Source organism: Marinobacter sp. UBA2498 (genome assembly GCF_002341575.1).
GTDB lineage: Bacteria > Pseudomonadota > Gammaproteobacteria > Pseudomonadales > Oleiphilaceae > Marinobacter > Marinobacter manganoxydans.
The window spans coordinates 1,606-18,602 of record NZ_DDOI01000009.1; the positions used below are offsets into that span (position 1 = coordinate 1,606).

General features: G+C 58.2%; 18 protein-coding genes. 10 read left to right on the forward strand and 8 right to left on the reverse strand.

The window, feature by feature from the left end:
- From B2W52_RS00865 to B2W52_RS00905, 9 genes are all read left to right on the forward strand, one after another.
- Positions 1–203 (forward strand): 2-C-methyl-D-erythritol 4-phosphate cytidylyltransferase (locus tag B2W52_RS00865; RefSeq protein ID WP_286801008.1); only part of this gene is annotated, 203 nt, incomplete at its 5' end.
- A 26-nt stretch (positions 204–229) separates the two neighbouring features.
- On the forward strand, positions 230–709 hold the full coding sequence (gene ispF, locus B2W52_RS00870; RefSeq protein WP_008172883.1) for a 2-C-methyl-D-erythritol 2,4-cyclodiphosphate synthase: 480 nt from the start codon (positions 230–232) through the stop codon (positions 707–709).
- Positions 706–1,755 (forward strand): tRNA pseudouridine(13) synthase TruD, encoded by a 1,050-nt coding sequence (truD, locus tag B2W52_RS00875; RefSeq protein ID WP_008172882.1) that lies wholly within the window; start codon positions 706–708, stop codon positions 1,753–1,755. Before ispF ends, truD begins: the two co-directional genes overlap by 4 nt.
- Positions 1,756–1,766: 11 nt before the next feature.
- Positions 1,767–2,537 (forward strand): 5'/3'-nucleotidase SurE, encoded by a 771-nt coding sequence (gene surE, locus B2W52_RS00880; RefSeq protein ID WP_008172880.1) that lies wholly within the window; start codon positions 1,767–1,769, stop codon positions 2,535–2,537.
- The gene (locus tag B2W52_RS00885; RefSeq protein WP_014576717.1) at positions 2,534–3,190 is read left to right on the forward strand and encodes a protein-L-isoaspartate(D-aspartate) O-methyltransferase; all 657 of its coding nucleotides are present in this window, start codon (positions 2,534–2,536) and stop codon (positions 3,188–3,190) included. Before surE ends, B2W52_RS00885 begins: the two co-directional genes overlap by 4 nt.
- A gap of 2 nt (positions 3,191–3,192) precedes the next feature.
- A complete protein-coding gene (locus tag B2W52_RS00890; RefSeq protein WP_273071121.1) occupies positions 3,193–4,182 on the forward strand; it encodes a DUF368 domain-containing protein in 990 nt (329 codons plus the stop codon).
- Positions 4,183–4,392: 210 nt separating this feature from the next.
- Complete coding sequence (locus B2W52_RS00895) at positions 4,393–5,283, forward strand: peptidoglycan DD-metalloendopeptidase family protein (RefSeq protein WP_273071122.1); 891 nt, start codon at positions 4,393–4,395, stop codon at positions 5,281–5,283.
- Positions 5,284–5,488: 205 nt separating this feature from the next.
- On the forward strand, positions 5,489–6,484 hold the full coding sequence (rpoS, locus tag B2W52_RS00900; protein ID WP_008172872.1) for an RNA polymerase sigma factor RpoS: 996 nt from the start codon (positions 5,489–5,491) through the stop codon (positions 6,482–6,484).
- Between the two features lie 205 nt (positions 6,485–6,689).
- Positions 6,690–7,265: a chalcone isomerase family protein gene (locus B2W52_RS00905; RefSeq protein ID WP_104271449.1), complete on the forward strand. Its 576-nt coding sequence runs from the start codon at positions 6,690–6,692 to the stop codon at positions 7,263–7,265.
- Between the two features lie 60 nt (positions 7,266–7,325).
- Here the strand turns inward: B2W52_RS00905 and nth are convergent, their stop codons facing one another.
- From nth to metG, 8 genes are read right to left on the reverse strand one after another with little or no spacing between them, the layout of a single operon-like run.
- A complete protein-coding gene (nth, locus tag B2W52_RS00910; RefSeq protein WP_008172868.1) occupies positions 7,326–7,964 on the reverse strand; it encodes an endonuclease III in 639 nt (212 codons plus the stop codon).
- Positions 7,965–7,992: 28 nt separating this feature from the next.
- Positions 7,993–8,709 (reverse strand): electron transport complex subunit E, encoded by a 717-nt coding sequence (locus tag B2W52_RS00915; protein ID WP_008172865.1) that lies wholly within the window; start codon positions 8,707–8,709, stop codon positions 7,993–7,995.
- A gap of 2 nt (positions 8,710–8,711) precedes the next feature.
- Positions 8,712–9,413 carry an electron transport complex subunit RsxG gene (gene rsxG / locus B2W52_RS00920; protein WP_273046111.1) on the reverse strand — a complete coding sequence of 234 codons (702 nt, stop codon included), beginning with the start codon at positions 9,411–9,413 and terminating at the stop codon, positions 8,712–8,714.
- A gap of 2 nt (positions 9,414–9,415) precedes the next feature.
- A complete protein-coding gene (gene rsxD, locus B2W52_RS00925) occupies positions 9,416–10,465 on the reverse strand; it encodes an electron transport complex subunit RsxD (protein ID WP_008172861.1) in 1,050 nt (349 codons plus the stop codon).
- A 21-nt stretch (positions 10,466–10,486) separates the two neighbouring features.
- Positions 10,487–12,316 carry an electron transport complex subunit RsxC gene (gene rsxC, locus B2W52_RS00930; RefSeq protein ID WP_008172859.1) on the reverse strand — a complete coding sequence of 610 codons (1,830 nt, stop codon included), beginning with the start codon at positions 12,314–12,316 and terminating at the stop codon, positions 10,487–10,489.
- Complete coding sequence (rsxB, locus tag B2W52_RS00935; protein ID WP_286801010.1) at positions 12,316–12,894, reverse strand: electron transport complex subunit RsxB; 579 nt, start codon at positions 12,892–12,894, stop codon at positions 12,316–12,318. The genes rsxC and rsxB overlap by 1 nt, the downstream gene beginning before the upstream one ends.
- 29 nt (positions 12,895–12,923) lie before the next feature.
- On the reverse strand, positions 12,924–13,505 hold the full coding sequence (gene rsxA, locus B2W52_RS00940; RefSeq protein ID WP_008172856.1) for an electron transport complex subunit RsxA: 582 nt from the start codon (positions 13,503–13,505) through the stop codon (positions 12,924–12,926).
- Between the two features lie 44 nt (positions 13,506–13,549).
- Positions 13,550–15,580, reverse strand: coding sequence for a methionine--tRNA ligase (gene metG / locus B2W52_RS00945; RefSeq protein WP_008172853.1), 2,031 nt, complete (start codon positions 15,578–15,580; stop codon positions 13,550–13,552).
- A 197-nt stretch (positions 15,581–15,777) separates the two neighbouring features.
- On the opposite strand from metG, the gene apbC reads away from it, so the two are divergent.
- Positions 15,778–16,878 carry an iron-sulfur cluster carrier protein ApbC gene (gene apbC / locus B2W52_RS00950; RefSeq protein ID WP_008172850.1) on the forward strand — a complete coding sequence of 367 codons (1,101 nt, stop codon included), beginning with the start codon at positions 15,778–15,780 and terminating at the stop codon, positions 16,876–16,878.
- The last annotated feature ends 119 nt before the right edge of the window (positions 16,879–16,997 follow it).

Below are 16,997 nucleotides of genomic sequence, written 5' to 3' on the forward strand. Positions count from 1 at the left end.
TGACGCCCCAGATGTTTCGCTATCGTGTTCTTGTTGATTCTCTGGAGGCAGCTCTTGCCCGAGAGCTTCCGGTGACCGATGAGTCCTCCGCGGTGGAGTTTTCCGGTAACATGCCGGTGCTGGTTGAAGGGCGGCCGGACAATATCAAGATCACCGTGCCCGCCGATCTGGCACTGGCAGGCTTCATTCTGAGCCAATTCTGAACTTTCGGAGTGTTCCGGAGCACATTATGCGTATTGGTCAGGGCTTCGATGTCCACGCCTTCTGCGAAGGCGACTCTGTGATTATTGGCGGCGTAAGCATTCCGCATTCCCACGGGCTCAAGGCCCATTCTGATGGTGATGTCCTGCTGCATGCGTTGGCAGATGCATTGCTGGGCGCTGCCGCGCTTGGCGACATCGGGCATTTCTTCCCGGACACCAGTGACGAGTGGGCAGGGGCCGACAGCAGGGACCTTTTGCGTCGGGTTGTGAACCGGGTCCGGGACGAGGGCTTCTCCGTCGTTAACGTGGATACCACAATCATTGCCCAGGCCCCCAAGATGGCACCCCATATCGATGCCATCCGTTTGAACATTGCCGAAGATCTGGGCGTGCCGGCCAGTCGTGTCAGCGTGAAAGCCACCACCACGGAAAAGCTGGGTTTTACGGGGCGCGGGGAAGGCATTGCCTGCCAGGCGATCTGCCTGCTTGAACCGGTGGAATCTTGAGCAACTGGCGCCTTGACTGGCCAACCTCCGGCGGCGGTCGTATTGCCTCTGGCCGCCTGAAAACCGCCCCGGGCGATTTCATTGTCGACGAATTGCTGGAGCTGCCGGAAAGCGACCCGGCTGTCGAGGGAGAGGTAATCGCAGGCAGTGGCGAGCATCTTTGTTTGAAACTGGAGAAAGTGGGTGATAACACAGAGTATGTTGCCCGCGAATTGGCCAGGATCGCCGGGTGTCGTCACTTTGATGTCGGTTTCTGTGGGCTCAAGGATAGGCATGCTGTGACCCGCCAGTGGTTCAGTCTGTACCGTCCCGGAAACGAGGATCAGGACACCGCTCTGATCCGGGAGATTGGCCTACGCTGGCCGGTTCTGGCGGCTTCGCGGCAGGCGCGGAAATTGCGGCGCGGGGAGCACAGGGGTAATGGCTTCACGATTACCCTGAGGGCCGTCTCCGGTGAGCACCAGGTTATTGACCGAGCGCTGGAGCGTCTGGGCGATATTGGGGCTCCAAACTACTTTGGCCCCCAACGGTTTGGCAATGATGGCGCTAACCTTGACCGAGCGGTGCATCTTGATCCCGCTACCCTGAACCGACGTGGCCGGTCCGGTGGAAAAGGCCGGGGTGGCAAAAAGCGAGCTGGCAGCGACGGCTCGAAAAACGTATTGTATTTTTCGGCAGCGCGCTCCTGGCTGTTCAATGAGGTGCTGGCAGCTCGGGTAGACGATGGCAGCTGGGCCGAGGCAGGAGCGACAGGTCCACTGTGGGGTGACGGCGGCACCACCGCTTGCGGGCCCCTGGAAACCTTCGAGCGAGGCATTGTCGCGCAAACCCCGGAGTTGGCCGCCCTGTTTTCGGTCACCCGGATGAAACCGGAGCGAAGGCCATTGGCGGTAAAACCGGAGAGCCTCTCCTGGCAGTGGGTCGCTGAGGACTGTCTGGAGCTGGCGTTTTTTCTTTCGCCCGGCCAGTACGCGACAACGATTTTGAGTGATATTTTCGAGCTTGAGGACATGAGCCTCGGCCGACACAACGAACAACAAGGCTAGCGGAGAACACTGTGCGTATTCTGTTGTCGAATGATGACGGCGTTCATTCACCGGGGCTTATAGCCCTGTTTGATGGCTTAAAAGGACTGGGTGAGCTTGAGGTCGTGGCGCCTGACCGGGATCACAGCGGCGCCAGTAACGCCCTGACGCTCAATCGCCCCCTGACGGTTGAGGAACATCCCAACGGTTTTCGTTCGGTCGATGGAACACCGACCGACTGCGTCCATCTGGCGGTGAACGGATTGTTCCGTGAGCCGTTCGACAGGGTGGTGTCGGGTATCAACACCCACGCCAACCTAGGCGACGACATTATCTACTCCGGTACCGTTGCTGCGGCAACCGAGGGTCGCCACCTCGGACTTCCCGCCATTGCCGTCTCCCTTGTCAACGATGGCCACTTTCACTACGAGACCGCCGCCCGGGTTGTCCGGGTGCTGCTCGAGAACGAGCGTCCCCTGGTGCTGGGGCCTCGCTCCATTCTCAACGTGAATGTCCCGGATGTTCCCTGGGAGGAACTGGCTGGCATTCGGGTGACGCGCCTCGGCCACCGGGAACGGGCAGAGGGTGCCGTCCCGATGACCTGTCCTCGCGGCAAAGAGCGTTACTGGATCGGGGCGGCAGGTGTCGGCGGTGACGCCGGTCCCGGCACTGATTTCAATGCCGTACGTGAAGGTTATGTCTCGGTTACCCCGGTTCACATCGACATGACCCGGCATGAGGCGCTCTCACGGCTCCGGGATTGGGTCGATACCCTGGAGGTTTCGCTGGAGGGGCGGGGATGACAGCGCAGCTCGAAGGCATCGGGATGACCTCCCGACGCACCCGGATGCGACTGGTTCAGCGCCTCAGGGAAGCCGGCATCGAGTCGGACCGGGTACTTGAGATTATGGGAGAGGTGCCACGGCACATTTTCCTGGATGAGGCGCTTTCCCATAGGGCCTACGAAGATACATCGCTACCGATTGGCTACGGCCAAACCTTGTCACAGCCCTACATAGTGGCCCGCATGACTGAATTAATGCTTGCCCACGGGCCCTCACGGGTCCTGGAGCTTGGCACCGGGTCCGGTTACCAGACCTCTGTGCTATCCCGTCTGTTCGCCGAAATCTACAGCGTCGAGCGTATCAAGGCGCTTCAGGACAGGGCCCGGGACCGGTTGCGACAACTGAACGCCAGAAACGTGTTCCTGAAACATGCTGATGGTGGCATGGGCTGGCCTGAACGTGGCCCTTTCGACGGTATTATCGTGACCGCAGCGCCCATTGAAGTTCCAGCCGAATTGCTCGCCCAACTGGCAGACGGTGGCGTGTTGATTGCCCCTGTCGGTGAGGAGAATCAGGTGCTGGTGCAGGTAACCCGGCGGGGAGATCGCTTTGATCACAAGGAGCTGGAACCGGTCCGGTTTGTGCCGCTTCTGGGCGGGGTTGTCCGATAATCATGGTCGACTCTTCAGAAAGTAAACCAAACCCGGACAGCGATATTGCACGCAGCCACCACCCTGCAGCCGTGTTTCTTCGGGGAATCGCCATGGGTGCCGCTGATATTGTTCCAGGGGTTTCCGGTGGTACCATTGCCTTCATCACCGGTATCTATTTCCGCCTCCTGGAAGCTTTCAACGCGGTTCCGGGAGCAGTTTTCCATGACTTGATTCGCGGCCGGTTCAGCCGGTTCTGGCATGCCTGTGACGGAACTTTTCTGGTCGCCTTGCTGGCGGGCGTCCTGACCAGTATTGCTACCCTGGCATCTGGGATCAGCTATATGCTGGTGGCCTACCCGATCCTGATCTGGAGCTTTTTCTTTGGATTGATCGTCGCTTCGGTGTGGCATGTCGGGCGCCAGGTGCGACACTACAAGCCCGCACTGCTGGTTCCGCTGTTGTTCGGCATTGTTATCGCGTGGTGGATAACCACCCTGTCTGCCAGCGAAGTCGCGCCTTCTACTCTGGCGTTCTTTGGTGCCGGAGCGCTGGCCATCTGCGCCATGATTCTTCCTGGCATCTCGGGCAGCTTTATCCTGGTGATTATTGGTATGTATGCGCCCGTGCTCGCCGCGATCAAATCGTTGGACGCGGGCATTCTGCTTCTGTTTATGGCAGGTTGCGTGGTGGGTCTTTTATCCATCGCCCGCCTGATCACCTGGGCGTTCCACCATTTTCATGATCTCGTGCTCGCCTTGCTCACCGGCTTCATGATCGGAGCGCTCAACAAGGTTTGGCCCTGGAAGGAGACTCTCAGTTGGCGTATCAACAGCTCCGGTGAACAAGTTCCCCTGAATGAGACGAGTATCTGGCCCTCTACCTTTGCAGAGCAGGCCGGCCAGGATCCCCAGGTGCTATTTGCCCTGCTCATGGCGGCGGCCGGTTTTGCCCTCGTTCTGCTGGTGGAGTGGCTCGGTTCCCGGCATGGAGAGGTCGCACCATCGAGGTGATTTGAGGCGACTGTGTGCGAAGAGTGTTACCTAACGCACAAAACGGGTGTTTCTGGAGGTAACAAGGGAGGTCGGTCAGTAACTTGGCTTCCCGAGAAAAATGTGCAATATATTAGCAAGTTACTATAAAAACTTTAGAAACTGCTTCGACAACCGACAGCGGTTATACGGATTTTTCATAACTGGGTCAGTTTTATTCCTGTGAGATTCATGCGTGGGCTCATCACTGCCGTTTCACCGGCGTCCCCGCGGTTCCCGTCCGGTGCCTCAGAGCCTGATCGCCCCGCGAAAAAGGTGCTGGCCAGCCGCCTTGCACTCCTGCCCCTCATGGCCCTGCTGCTGCTTTCCGGCTGTAACACGCCGGCACTCTACCAGGACGACATTTACAATCCCCCAGTCTATTGGGGCCGTCACGTCGTCAAACCCGGTGAAACCCTTTACAGCATAGCCTGGCGGTATGGTCGGGACTACCGCGAGCTTGGCGACGCCAATGGCATTGGCCCGCCCTGGAATCTCAAAGCGGGTCAGGTGATTCGTCTGGATCTTCGCGGAAGTGTAACCTCGGGCAGTCAGACTACAGCAGCCAAAAAGCCGTCTGGATCGCAACCGCCGAAAACGGCGAGTCGTGCTTCGCCTCCAAAACAGACAGCTGCCACGGCACCCAAACCTGCGGTGACGAGAGCAGCGAACAAGGGCGCGCCGCTCGCTTCCCAGACCCAGACCGTGGCCCGGATTGAATGGCGCTGGCCTCACGTTGGCACTGTAATTGCTGGATATTCAACATCCGGAAAAGTCAATAAAGGTATTGATATTGCCGGGCAAGCCGGGGATGCTGTAAGAGCTGCGGCCACCGGGAATGTGGTCTACGCCGGCAACGGGTTGCTTGGATACGGCAACCTGATTATCGTGAATCACAACGAGCACTATTTAAGTGCTTACGCTCACAACCGGAAGATTCTGGTGCAGGAAGGGGAGGATGTGAAAGCCGGGCAGGTGATCGCAGAGCTCGGTAGCAGTGGCGCTGAACGACCCATGTTGCATTTTGAGATTCGTAAAAATGGCAATCCGGTTGACCCAGTCCATTATCTGCCGCCGCGCTAATGAATGACGCAGTCAGCAGGCTGCCCTGATCGCACACCCTGGCACTGACAAAACACCGCGTTCGCAAGAAAAACAAGAACGGTAAAGGCCATGACAGGCCGACCAACAAAATGTCCTGAAGAAAAAAGTGTGAAGACAAAGACGTCCGCAATAACAAGAAGTATCGGGCGAACATCCAGGATTATTGAGAGGCGGGGCAAGACAAATGTCAGCAGAGCAAGAAGACATCATCATTGATCGTGTATCGGACATGGACGATGCCGAGGATCAATTGTTAGCAGAAGAGAAAGTTGAAAAAGAGCCCACCGAAGAAGTGGCCGAAGTAGAAGAGGACATCCCCACCCAGGGACGTTATTTCACCAGTCAAAAGCAGCTGGATGCCACTCAGCTGTATCTCAACGAAATTGGTTTTTCCCCCCTGCTTACGCCGGAAGAAGAGGTCTATTTTGCCCGTCTGGCACGCAAGGGAGAGGAGTCCGGCCGCAAACGGATGATCGAGAGCAACCTTCGCCTTGTGGTGAAGATCGCACGACGTTACGTGAACCGCGGGCTGACCCTGCTGGACCTGATCGAAGAGGGCAACCTTGGCCTGATCAGGGCGGTGGAAAAGTTTGATCCGGAGCGGGGTTTCCGATTCTCCACCTACGCCACCTGGTGGATTCGCCAGACCATTGAGCGGGCCATCATGAATCAGACCCGCACCATCCGTCTGCCGATTCATGTGGTCAAGGAACTCAATCTGTATCTCCGTGCAGCGCGGGAACTGACCCAGAAACTGGATCATGAGCCCTCGGCGGAGGAAATCGCCAGAATGGTCGATAAGCCCGTGGCCGACGTTAAGCGGATGTTGGGTCTCAATGAGCGCGTCGCTTCCATGGACACTCCCATTGGTGCCGGTGGCGAAAAGTCGCTTCTGGATACCGTAGCGGATGAAGGGGCTTCGGATCCGGCGGATCTCCTGCAGGACAACAATATGTGTTCCTGCCTGGAGAAGTGGATTGACCAGCTTAGCGACAAGCAGCAGGAAGTTCTGTCACGCCGTTTTGGTCTGCGGGGCTACCCGGTGAGCACGCTGGAGGAAGTCGGCCAGGAGATAGGTCTGACCCGCGAGCGAGTAAGACAGATCCAGGTCGAGGCGCTTCGTCGTCTTCGTGAGATCCTGGAGAAGGAAGGCCTGTCCGGAAACCTGCTGTTCAAGTAACGTCTTTCTTTTCTTTCGATCCAAAGCCGGCCAGGGAATCCCTGGCCGGCTTTTTTGTGTTTCAGGATCGCCCCAAATGAGAACCAGGGCGCGTCCCGCCCGCCAGCGCCGTTGATAGAATGCCGTGACCGGGCGGGGATAAGGGTGTCGAAACCCGGTGCACGAATGAAACACGTCAATAATAACGATCGAAAAGGAAAGGACTATGAAGAAGGCTCTTACAACCGGTTTTGCGGCTCTGACGCTGACGGCCCTGCTGTCTGCTCCAGCCGCAGCACTCACCGTGGAAGGTGTTGATGTTCCGGATACCTATTCCGCCATGGATACCGAACTGACGCTTAATGGCGCAGGTACCCGTTCCAAATGGTTCATGGACCTGTATGTCGGCGGTCTGTACGTTCCCGAGACCATCGACGATGGTGAGGCCGTGATTAACGCAGATGAGCCCCAGGCCATCACTCTGCACATTATCTCCGGCATGATTACCAGCGAACGCATGACAGAAGCCACCCTGGAAGGTTTCGAGGCCTCCACCGACGGCGATATGGCATCTATCCAGGAGGATGTGGACCAGTTTATGGCGGTCTTCCAGGAAGAAATCACCGAGGGTGACGTTTTCGATCTGGTGTACCTGCCGGGCGAAGGCGTGCGGGTCCTCAAGAACGGCGAGCAAAAGGACACGGTTGGCGATCTGGCCTTTAAAAAGGCCCTGTTCGGAATCTGGCTGTCCGATAAGCCGGCGCAGAAGGATCTGAAGGAGAAAATGCTGGGTCAGCGCTAACCGCGGCTTGGCGTCTGAAACAAAAAGCCGGCAAGATGCCGGCTTTTTTAAGCCGAGGATTCAGAGATAATCCCGTTTCTGCTTGAACTCGCACAGGTCCTCAATGATACAGGCGCCGCATTTCGGTTTGCGGGCGGTACAGGTATAGCGCCCGTGCAGAATGAGCCAGTGGTGCGCGTCCAGCAGAAACTCTTTTGGCACCAGGCGCATCAACCGGTTCTCCACCTCCAGAACGTTCTTGCCGGGCGCAATGCCGGTGCGGTTCGACACGCGATAGATGTGAGTGTCCACCGCCATGGCCATGTGGCCGAAGGCGGTGTTCAAGACCACGTTTGCGGTTTTGCGACCGACCCCGGGCAACGCCTCCAGATCCTCCCGCCGCTCCGGCACCTGGCCGCCGTGTTTCTCAATCAGGATTCGACAGGTCTTGATCACGTTCTCGGCCTTGCTGTTAAACAGGCCAATGGTCTTGATGTACTCCTTCAGGCCATCGACTCCCAGGGCCAGGATGGCCTCTGGGGTGTTGGCGACCGGGAACAGCTTGTCAGTAGCCTTGTTGACACCCACATCCGTGGCCTGGGCCGAAAGAATAACGGCAATCAGCAGCTCGAACGGGCTGGAATAGTTCAGCTCGGTGGTCGGGTTGGGGTTGGCCTCCCTGAGGCGGGTGAAGATCTCAATGCGTTTCTGTTTGTTCATCAGCTCTCAGTCTTGTGCAAGTGCGGACTCAGGATACGTTCCCGGTAACCCGGACCCGCTTGCTGCCTGCTGCTACAGGCGCTGGTTCATGTGCCTTGCGGCGCTCTTCCAGATGGTTGTCGATACCATTTTTGAGCGCGATCAGCAGTCCTAGCCCGATAAAGGCGCCGGGCGGAAGAATCATGAACAGCATATCCGGGTAGTTGTCGAAGGGGCGGATCACCCAATCGGCAGCAACGGGGCCCAGCAGCAGGTGCATGTCCACAAACAGAGTGCCCTGTCCGATAAGTTCCCGAAGGCCGCCCAGAACAACCAGCACCGCCAGAAAGCCAAGGCCCATCATGGCGCCATCCAGCAGTGCCGGAAGTGGTGGATTTCTGGAAGCAAAAGCGTCAGCCCGGCCGAGGATGGCGCAGTTGGTGACGATCAGTGGAATGAAGATGCCAAGAATCAGATAAAGCTCATAGGTAAAGGCCTGCATGAGCAATTCGGCGCAGGTTACGAATGAAGCGATGATCATGACGAATGCGGGCAGGCGCACAGACTCGCTTACGAAATTGCGAATCAGTGACACCGCAAGATTGGACCCCATGAGCACCATGAGTGTAGCCAGCCCAAGCCCGATGGCATTAACAACGGTACTGGTCACGGCCAGAAGCGGGCAGAGCCCAAGCACCTGGACGAGGGCCGGGTTGTTGTCCCAGAGCCCGTCGCGGATGATTTCGCTCGATGATTTGGTTGCCATGATCAGGAATGCTCCGTATTGGACGATTCGCCGGCAATCGCTTCAGGGTTCAGGATCTTGTCTCTCGGTGACGGCTCTTCGTTGAGCCGCTCCCGGATAATCTGACGGTTTTCCCGAAAATAGATCAGCGCTTTCTGAACCGCTTTCACTACAGCCCTTGGCGTGATGGTCGCGCCTGTGAACTGATCGAATTCTCCACCATTCTTTTTAACGTTCCACTCCCGGTGCGGTGGTTTGCCCAGCGAGCGGCCATCGAAACTCTTGATCCAGTCGGATTTGCGGGTTTCGATCTGGTCTCCCAGCCCCGGCGTTTCCTTGTGACTGGTTACCCTCACTCCGAGAATGGTCCCCGTCATGTCCACTCCCACGAGGAGATGAATCTTGCCGGAATACCCGTCGGGTGCTACCACGGGCATTATCATGCCAATGGGCTGCTCGTTCTGTCGAGCTACCCAGACGTTCAGAGGGTCGGGCTGTGCCAGGCGCTCACTGGCAGGCAACTGTACCGTATCCCTGAGCAGGTCGTTGTTGTGCCGGCTTTCGGGAATGATTTCATACAAGGCCTGGGCCTCTGCGCGGGCGGCCTGTTCACGAATTCGCTCTTCCGTGGCCACCTGGGTTACGGCAATGGTGCCGCCGGTGATCACGGCGAACAGGCCGAGCCCGATGGCGCTGCGGCGGATGGACTGTGCAACTGCAGCCATGATTACCCCTGGCTCCCCGGTACACCCCGACGGGCCTTGTGGTGGCCGTAAGTGCGTGGAGGTGTGTAATGATCAATGAAAGGAACGGCAAAATTCATCAGCAGAACGCTGAACGCCACGGCGTCGGGATAATTGCCCCAGGTGCGGATCAGGTAGATCAGAATGCCAATTCCCGCTCCATAGATGAGTTTCCCCTGGTGGCTCGTAGCTGCTGACACCGGGTCGGTAGCGATAAAAAAGGCGCCGAGCATGGTCCCGCCTGCAAGCAGATGCAGGGATAGTGGTGCATAGAGGTCGGCATTGTTGCCAAAGGCCAGGCTCATTACGATCATCCCACCAAGAAATCCTGTCGGAATGTGCCAGGTAATGATCCGCAGGGCGATGAGCAGAAGGCCTCCTGCCAGAAATGCCGCATTGACCCATTCCCAGCCTCTGGCGATACCCTCACCAAACGTTGGGTGGTTCAGCACCTCGGTTGCTGTGTGGGTGGTGATCTTGTGTTTGTACTCGTCAAGAGGCGTTGCCATTGTCCAGCCATCGACCGCTGTTTGCTGGCCGGAGGCTATGGTTGCCAGGGTCTCGCCAAAGCCCGGAGCACCGTCCCAGAGCATGGCGGGCTCTGCCCAGTTCGTTGTCATCGCAACCGGAAAAGACACCAGAACCAGGGCGTAACCAACCATGGCAGGGTTGAAAGGATTTGAGCCCAGCCCGCCATAGAGTTGTTTGGCCACAACGATAGCCGAGATCACTGCGACCGCAGATACCCACCAGGGCGCAAACTGGGGCAGCGACAGAGCCAACAGAAGGCCGGTGACGGCGGCGGTATTGTCTTTGATGAAGAAGGCAACCGGCTTTTTTCTGAGCTTGAGCAGGGCAGCTTCAGAGGCGATCGCCAGGGCAATACAGAAGACCACGTTGATCAGGTTGCCCCAGCCGAAGAATAGCGTCTGGGCCAACAGGCCAGGCAAGGCCGCAATAAGCACCCATAACATCACGCGGGATGTTGGCCGGGCCTTGTGGGCGTGTGGCGATGACTGCTGAACAAATGCCATGGATGTGTTGCCTGATCTCGTTTAGTGGGTTGTCTGGGATTCAGTCGGACCGGCGGCCAGCTTTTCTCTGGCCTCAGACAGCGCCTCTTCCGCTCTTTGCACCCGATCGTGATTCTTGGCCACGGCCCTCTCCAGCTTCTCGACGTTGTCTGCCTGCTGGGCTTTGGCGTCATCAAGCATGCCTTGCATGGTTTCCAGCTTGGACCTGGCCTGCTCCAGCTGCTTCTCAAGGGCCTCGATGTCGGGCTTTTCTTCGGTCGGCGGTGCACTGGGGGCAGGCGACTGGGACGCTTGTGCCTTTGCTTTCTTACGGGCCAGGGCCTGCTCCACAAGCGCCGACTTGGCGGCACGTTCGTCAACAGCCTGACCTTCGGCGGCCGCTTTCTCCGCCTCTGCCTGTTTTTTCGCGGCTGCTTCGGCTGCGGCCTGCGCCCGCTCCTTGCGCCTCAGTTCTTTCTCCTGTTGCTCGCGCTCGAGGCGTTCCTGGCGTGCCTCGAAGCGTTCCCGGGCCCGGTCGGCTTTCAACTGTTCTGCCTGTTGGGCACGGATTTCACCCTTGGCGAACCGATAGTACTGAACCAGCGGAATCGAACTCGGGCAAACATAGGAACAGGCGCCACATTCTATGCAGTCAAACAGGTTCAGGTGCTCCGCCTTTTCAAATTCGGTGGCCTTGGCGTGCCAGAAAAGTTGCTGCGGCAACAGCTCCATGGGGCAGGCTTCGGCGCACTGGCCACACCGGATGCAGGGTTGTTCCGGTGGTGGTGCCGGCAGTTCAGCTGCCGTTGCCGCAATCACGCAGTTGGTGGTCTTGATGACCGGTACCGCTTCGGTCGTGAGTGTGTAACCCATCATGGGGCCGCCAAGCACCAGGCGGCTGACCGCATCCTGGTTAACACCAGCCTGCCCGAGCAGATGCTCAATCGGTGTGCCAATAAGCGTTTCGAAGTTGCCCGGTTCCCGAACGGCTTCCCCCGTGATGGTAACGATTCGGGAAATCAGCGGCGTACCCTCCAGGACCGCATTTGCCACGGCAACGGCGGTTCCGATGTTCTGGCACATCACGCCGATATCAGCGGGAATTCCGCCGCTGGGCACTTCCATGCCGGTCAGTATCTGGATCAGCTGTTTCTCGCCACCTGAGGGATACTTGGTGGGAACAACCGCAATTTCGGTCTGGGTGCCTTCGGTGGCTTTTCGCAGCGCGGCAATGGCTTCGGGTTTGTTGTCCTCAATACCGATCACGCAACGCTCGGGGCGCAGAATCCACGCCATGATTTTCAGCCCGGCAACCACCTCGTCGGCCTTTTCCCGCATGGTCATGTCATCAGCGGTGATATAGGGCTCGCATTCTGCGCCGTTCAGAATGAGCGTGCTGACCTTGCGATCCCTTGGTGGCCGGAGTTTGATATTGGTGGGAAAGCCGGCTCCACCCATACCGGAAATACCGGCATCACGGATAATTTGCAGAACCTCGTCGCGCTCCAGAGAACGATAATCCGCCACTGGACTGCGCTGGCACCATTGGTCCTCGCCATCCGGTTTCAGGGTGATGCACCGGTCCGCCATACCTGAGGGATGGGGGACAGGGAAGTCGGCGATGCTCTCGATCACTCCGGATGTCGGTGCATGAACGGGAACGCCCATGCCGGTTTTAACGTCGGCAATTTTCTGGCCCTTCAAGACCCGCTCGCCGACCTCAACAATGGCCTCCGCCGGATCACCGATGTGCTGCTGAAGTGGCAGAACCAACTGGGCAGGCATGCCGGCATCGCGAATCGGACGCGCGGTTGAGATGTCTTTGTGTTCCGGAGGATGGATGCCGCCGGAGAAATCCCAGAGTTGAGTCATCAGGCGCTGGCTCCCTGGCGATCGGTGGCAATGAGTCCGGATTTGGGCGGTGTCCAGGTCCAGGTGCGAATATCCGGTTCCACTGTCACCATGTCGATGCAATCCACCGGGCAGGGATCAACGCACAGATCACAGCCGGTGCATTCGCTCTCAATCACCGTGTGCATGTGTTTGGCGGCGCCGAGAATGGCATCCACGGGGCAGGCCTGGATGCACTTGGTGCAACCGATACACTCGTCTTCGCGAATCACCGCAAACCGTTTGACATGCTCAACGCCATGCTCGGCATCCAATGGTTCCGGCTCCACATCCAGAAGGTCTGCCAGCGCCTTGATAGTGGACTCGCCACCTGGCGGACACTTGTTGATGGGGCCACCTTCGGCAATGGATTCGGCATAGGGCCGACAGCCGGGATAGCCGCACTGGCCGCACTGGGTCTGGGGTAGAAGGGCATCGATCTGGTCGACCAGGGGGTTGCCCTCCACCCTGAACCGTTCGGCCGCAAATCCGAGCAGGCCGCCGAAAACAACGGCCAGGGCCAGAAGCACCACAACGGCAACAAGAACGCTTGTCCACATAACCTGTTACTCCTAATCCCGCCGGCCGATCAAACGCTGACCAGGCCGCCAAAGCCCAGGAAAGCCAGGGCCATCAACCCGGCTGTCACCAGCCCGATGGCAGCACCGCGAAAGGCAACTGGCACGTCGGCCACGGCGATGCGCTCACGCATGGCCGCGAACAGCACCAGAACCATGGAAAAGCCCGCTGCTGCGCCAAATCCATACAGAACCGACTCAACAAAGTTGTTGTTCTTGTTGATGTTCAGAAGGGCAACGCCGAGCACCGCGCAGTTCGTGGTGATCAGCGGAAGGAAAATACCCAGCACCCGATAAAGCAACGGGCTTGTCTTGCGAACCACCATCTCGGTGAACTGGACCACCACGGCAATCACCAGAATGAACGTGATGGTTCTCAGAAACGCCAGATCCAGCGGTTCAAGCAGGTAAGTGTAGGCAAGGTAACTGCACACCGAGGCCAGGGTCAGCACGAACGTGGTAGCCAGGGACATACCCATGGCCGTTTCCAGCTTGCCGGATACGCCCATGAACGGGCACAGGCCCAGGAACTGAACCAGTACAAAATTGTTCACCAGAATGGTGCTGACCAGAATCAGCAGATATTCGGTCATTTACCTTGCTCCCTTGGACCCCTGCCAGCGTTGCCCGGCCGCCCTTACATAATCCGCATGCCGGGCGTGGCGCCCGAATCCGGGGACAGGATAAAGATGTCCTTGCCTCCCGGGCCGGCCGCCAGAACCATACCCTCGGACATTCCGAACTTCATCTTCCGCGGCTTGAGGTTGGCGACCATGACGGTCAGGCGTCCCTCGAGATCTTCCGGCCTGTAAGCAGACTTGATACCAGCAAACACGTTGCGGTCGCCGTGCCCCACGTCAAGGGTAAGGCGAAGAAGTTTGTCGGCACCTTCCACGTGCTCGGCTTTGACAATTTTAACGACGCGAAGATCCACTTTCGCGAAATCGCCAAATTCTATTTCATCCGCGATGGGCTCAAGATTGGAAGCAGGTGCCGGTTTGCCGGTCGCTGCAGGCAACTCTTCCTTGGAGGCATCCAGCATTTTCTCGATCTGGGCCATGTCGACACGGTTCATCAACGGCTTGAACTTGTTGATGCCATGGTTCTCGAGGCGTTCTGCGCGTTTGTTCCAGTCCAGCGGCGCATTCAGGAACGCCTCGGAGGCCTTGGCGGTTTCCGGTAGTACCGGTGCCAGGTAGGTCATCAGCAGGTGGAACATGTTGATGGCGTTGGTGCAGATAGCCTGCAGATTTTCATCCTGGCCTTCCTGCTTGGCGATCACCCAGGGCTGCTCGTCATTGACGTACTGGTTGGCAATGTCTGCCAGTTCCATGATCCGGCGCATCGCGCGGCCGAATTCGCGGGCCTCATAGAATTCCTCGATTTCCTGGCCGGCTTCGATGAATTCCTTCAGTTTGGCATGTTCGGTGACCTGACCAAGCTGACCGTCGAAACGCTTGGTGATGAAGCCGGCACTGCGGCTGGCGATGTTCACCACCTTGCCCACCAGGTCCGAATTAACCCGGGCGGAAAAGTCCTCCAGGTTCAAGTCCATGTCATCCACGCTGCCGGTCAGCTTGGCGGCAAAGTAGTAGCGCAGGTATTCCGGGTTCAGATGGTCCAGGTAGGTGCGGGCCATGATAAACGTACCGCGGGACTTGGACATCTTCTTGCCGTTGACGGTTACAAAGCCGTGGGCCCAGACGGCCGTCGGCGTGCGGAAGCCGGCATCGTGAAGCATGGAAGGCCAGAACAGCGCGTGGAAGTTGATGATGTCCTTGCCGATGAAATGGTAGACCTCGGCCTCGGAATCCGCTTTCCAGAAGTGCTCGAAATCGATGCCTTCACGGTTGCACAGGTTCTTGAAACTGGCCAGGTAGCCGATCGGCGCGTCCAGCCACACGTAGAAGTACTTGCCGGGAGCGTCCGGAATTTCGAAACCGAAGTAGGGGGCATCACGGCTGATGTCCCATTCCTGGAGGCCTGCGTCCAGCCATTCCGCCAGCTTGTTGGCGACCTGGGGCTGCAGCGTGCCGCTGCGGGTCCACTTGGCGAGAAAGTCATGGAAATCCGGCAGCTTGAAGAAATAGTGCTCGGACTCTTTCTCGATAGGCGTGGCGCCGGAGACCGCCGAGCGCGGGTTGATCAGCTCGGCAGGTGTGTAGGTGGCGCCACAGGCCTCGCAGTTATCACCGTACTGGTCCTCGGTCTTGCACTTCGGGCAGGTGCCCTTGATGAACCGGTCCGCCAGGAACATGTTCTTTTCCGGGTCGTAGGACTGGGTGATCTTGCGCGTGGCAATGTGCCCGTTTTCCTGCAACTGACGGTAGATGTACTCCGAGAACTGGCGGTTCTCTTCGGAATGCGTGGTGTAATAGTTGTCAAAGCGGATGTGGAACCCGGCGAAATCTTCCTGGTGCTCCTCACGGATCCGGTCGATCAGCTGCTCGGACGTAATACCCTCCCGCTCGGCGCGGAGCATAATGGCGGTGCCATGGGCATCGTCGGCGCAAACGTAGAAACAATTCTGGCCCCGCATCTTCTGGTAGCGTACCCAGATATCGGTCTGAATGTATTCCAGCAGGTGCCCGAGATGGATAGGGCCGTTGGCGTACGGCAGGGCGCTGGTAACCAGAATATCGCGCTGTTGCTTGCTCGCTTGCGTCATGGTGATGTCCGAACCTTATGTTGACACGGGTTGGAAAGACAAAACGGGGACTGGCGGCTGTCTGGATTGATTGCCCCAGGTAAAGATCCCATATGGTCAGAAACGGGCACAGATGATACCTTCCGAGCAGATAATTTTCACCCGAATCACCTGTTTCCGTGCTTAAAATCGAGCATGAGCTTATTCCGGAGAACCCGATGACACAGATTTCTGAGCAGGCCCTGCAATCAGCGGTTCGCGAGTACCGTGATCCTTACCTCAACAAGGACCTCTACCAACTGGGTGCCGTAAAATCCCTGAACGCCGACGAGCGCGGAAACGTCACCCTCATGGTCGAGCTGCCATACCCCTCGAAAGGCATTGCAGGTGCCCTCAAGCAGCTTGTCGGTAATGCTCTGGAAGACGTCGACGGTGTCGAGAAGGTAGACGTCCACGTGGGCCAGAAAATCCACTCCTACAAAGTTCAGAAAGACCTGCCCTCAGTACCCGGCGTGAAAAACATCATCGCTGTCGCGTCGGGCAAGGGTGGCGTCGGTAAATCCACCACCGCCGTCAACCTGGCTTTGGCACTCCAGGCCGAAGGCGCACGGGTTGGCATCCTCGACGCCGACATCTACGGCCCCAGCATCGGCATGATGCTCGGCGTGCCCGAAGGCAAACGCCCGGACACCCGCGAAAACAAATACTTCGTCCCCATGGATGCCCACGGCCTCCAGGCCAACTCCATGGCTTTTGTCGTTACCGAGAAAACCCCCATGGTCTGGCGCGGCCCCATGGTCAGTGGCGCCGTGATGCAATTGCTCCAGCAGACCCTCTGGAATGAACTCGACTACCTCATCGTCGACATGCCCCCCGGCACCGGCGACATCCAGCTCACCCTGGCCCAGAAAGTCCCGGTAACCGGCGCGGTCATCGTCACCACACCCCAGGACATCGCTTTGCTGGACGGCAAGAAAGGCATCGAAATGTTCCGCAAAGTCGACATCCCCGTGTTGGGCGTTGTCGAAAACATGAGCGTCCACATCTGCAGCAACTGCGGCCACGAAGAGCCCCTCTTCGGCCACGGCGGCGGCGAACGCATTGCCCAGGAATACGACACAACGCTCCTCGGCCAGCTGCCCCTGCACATGACCATCCGCGAACAAACCGATGGCGGCACCCCCTCGGTGATCGCCGAACCGGATTCCGAAGTGGCCCGTCGTTACCGGGATATCGCAAGAAGGGTAGGGGCCGAGCTCTCGACCCGCGAGCGGAACCTCTCCGGTTCGATCTCAAGCGTTTCAGTGACCGAGCACTGATACGCTCAATCTCGCGGAGTTCTTGACCAAGGTAAGTTCGCGGGCATAGGGGCCGTCTTCCAAAAATGTCGAAGGCCAAGGATGGCCTTCGTCAAGCGCACATGGATGTGCTCGTAGCG

Bases quoted from the DNA above. Each gene is read 5' to 3' on its own strand.
- ispF (WP_008172883.1), top strand. From the start codon at position 230: ATGCGTATTGGTCAGGGCTTCGATGTCCACGCCTTCTGCGAAGGCGAC.
- B2W52_RS00885 (WP_014576717.1), top strand. From the start codon at position 2,534: ATGACAGCGCAGCTCGAAGGCATCGGGATGACCTCCCGACGCACCCGG.
- B2W52_RS00890 (WP_273071121.1), top strand. From the start codon at position 3,193: ATGGTCGACTCTTCAGAAAGTAAACCAAACCCGGACAGCGATATTGCA.
- B2W52_RS00895 (WP_273071122.1), top strand. From the start codon at position 4,393: ATGCGTGGGCTCATCACTGCCGTTTCACCGGCGTCCCCGCGGTTCCCG.
- rpoS (WP_008172872.1), top strand. From the start codon at position 5,489: ATGTCAGCAGAGCAAGAAGACATCATCATTGATCGTGTATCGGACATG.
- B2W52_RS00905 (WP_104271449.1), top strand. From the start codon at position 6,690: ATGAAGAAGGCTCTTACAACCGGTTTTGCGGCTCTGACGCTGACGGCC.
- nth (WP_008172868.1), bottom strand. From the start codon at position 7,964: ATGAACAAACAGAAACGCATTGAGATCTTCACCCGCCTCAGGGAGGCC.
- B2W52_RS00915 (WP_008172865.1), bottom strand. From the start codon at position 8,709: ATGGCAACCAAATCATCGAGCGAAATCATCCGCGACGGGCTCTGGGAC.
- rsxG (WP_273046111.1), bottom strand. From the start codon at position 9,413: ATGGCTGCAGTTGCACAGTCCATCCGCCGCAGCGCCATCGGGCTCGGC.
- rsxD (WP_008172861.1), bottom strand. From the start codon at position 10,465: ATGGCATTTGTTCAGCAGTCATCGCCACACGCCCACAAGGCCCGGCCA.
- rsxC (WP_008172859.1), bottom strand. From the start codon at position 12,316: ATGACTCAACTCTGGGATTTCTCCGGCGGCATCCATCCTCCGGAACAC.
- rsxB (WP_286801010.1), bottom strand. From the start codon at position 12,894: ATGTGGACAAGCGTTCTTGTTGCCGTTGTGGTGCTTCTGGCCCTGGCC.
- rsxA (WP_008172856.1), bottom strand. From the start codon at position 13,505: ATGACCGAATATCTGCTGATTCTGGTCAGCACCATTCTGGTGAACAAT.
- metG (WP_008172853.1), bottom strand. From the start codon at position 15,580: ATGACGCAAGCGAGCAAGCAACAGCGCGATATTCTGGTTACCAGCGCC.
- apbC (WP_008172850.1), top strand. From the start codon at position 15,778: ATGACACAGATTTCTGAGCAGGCCCTGCAATCAGCGGTTCGCGAGTAC.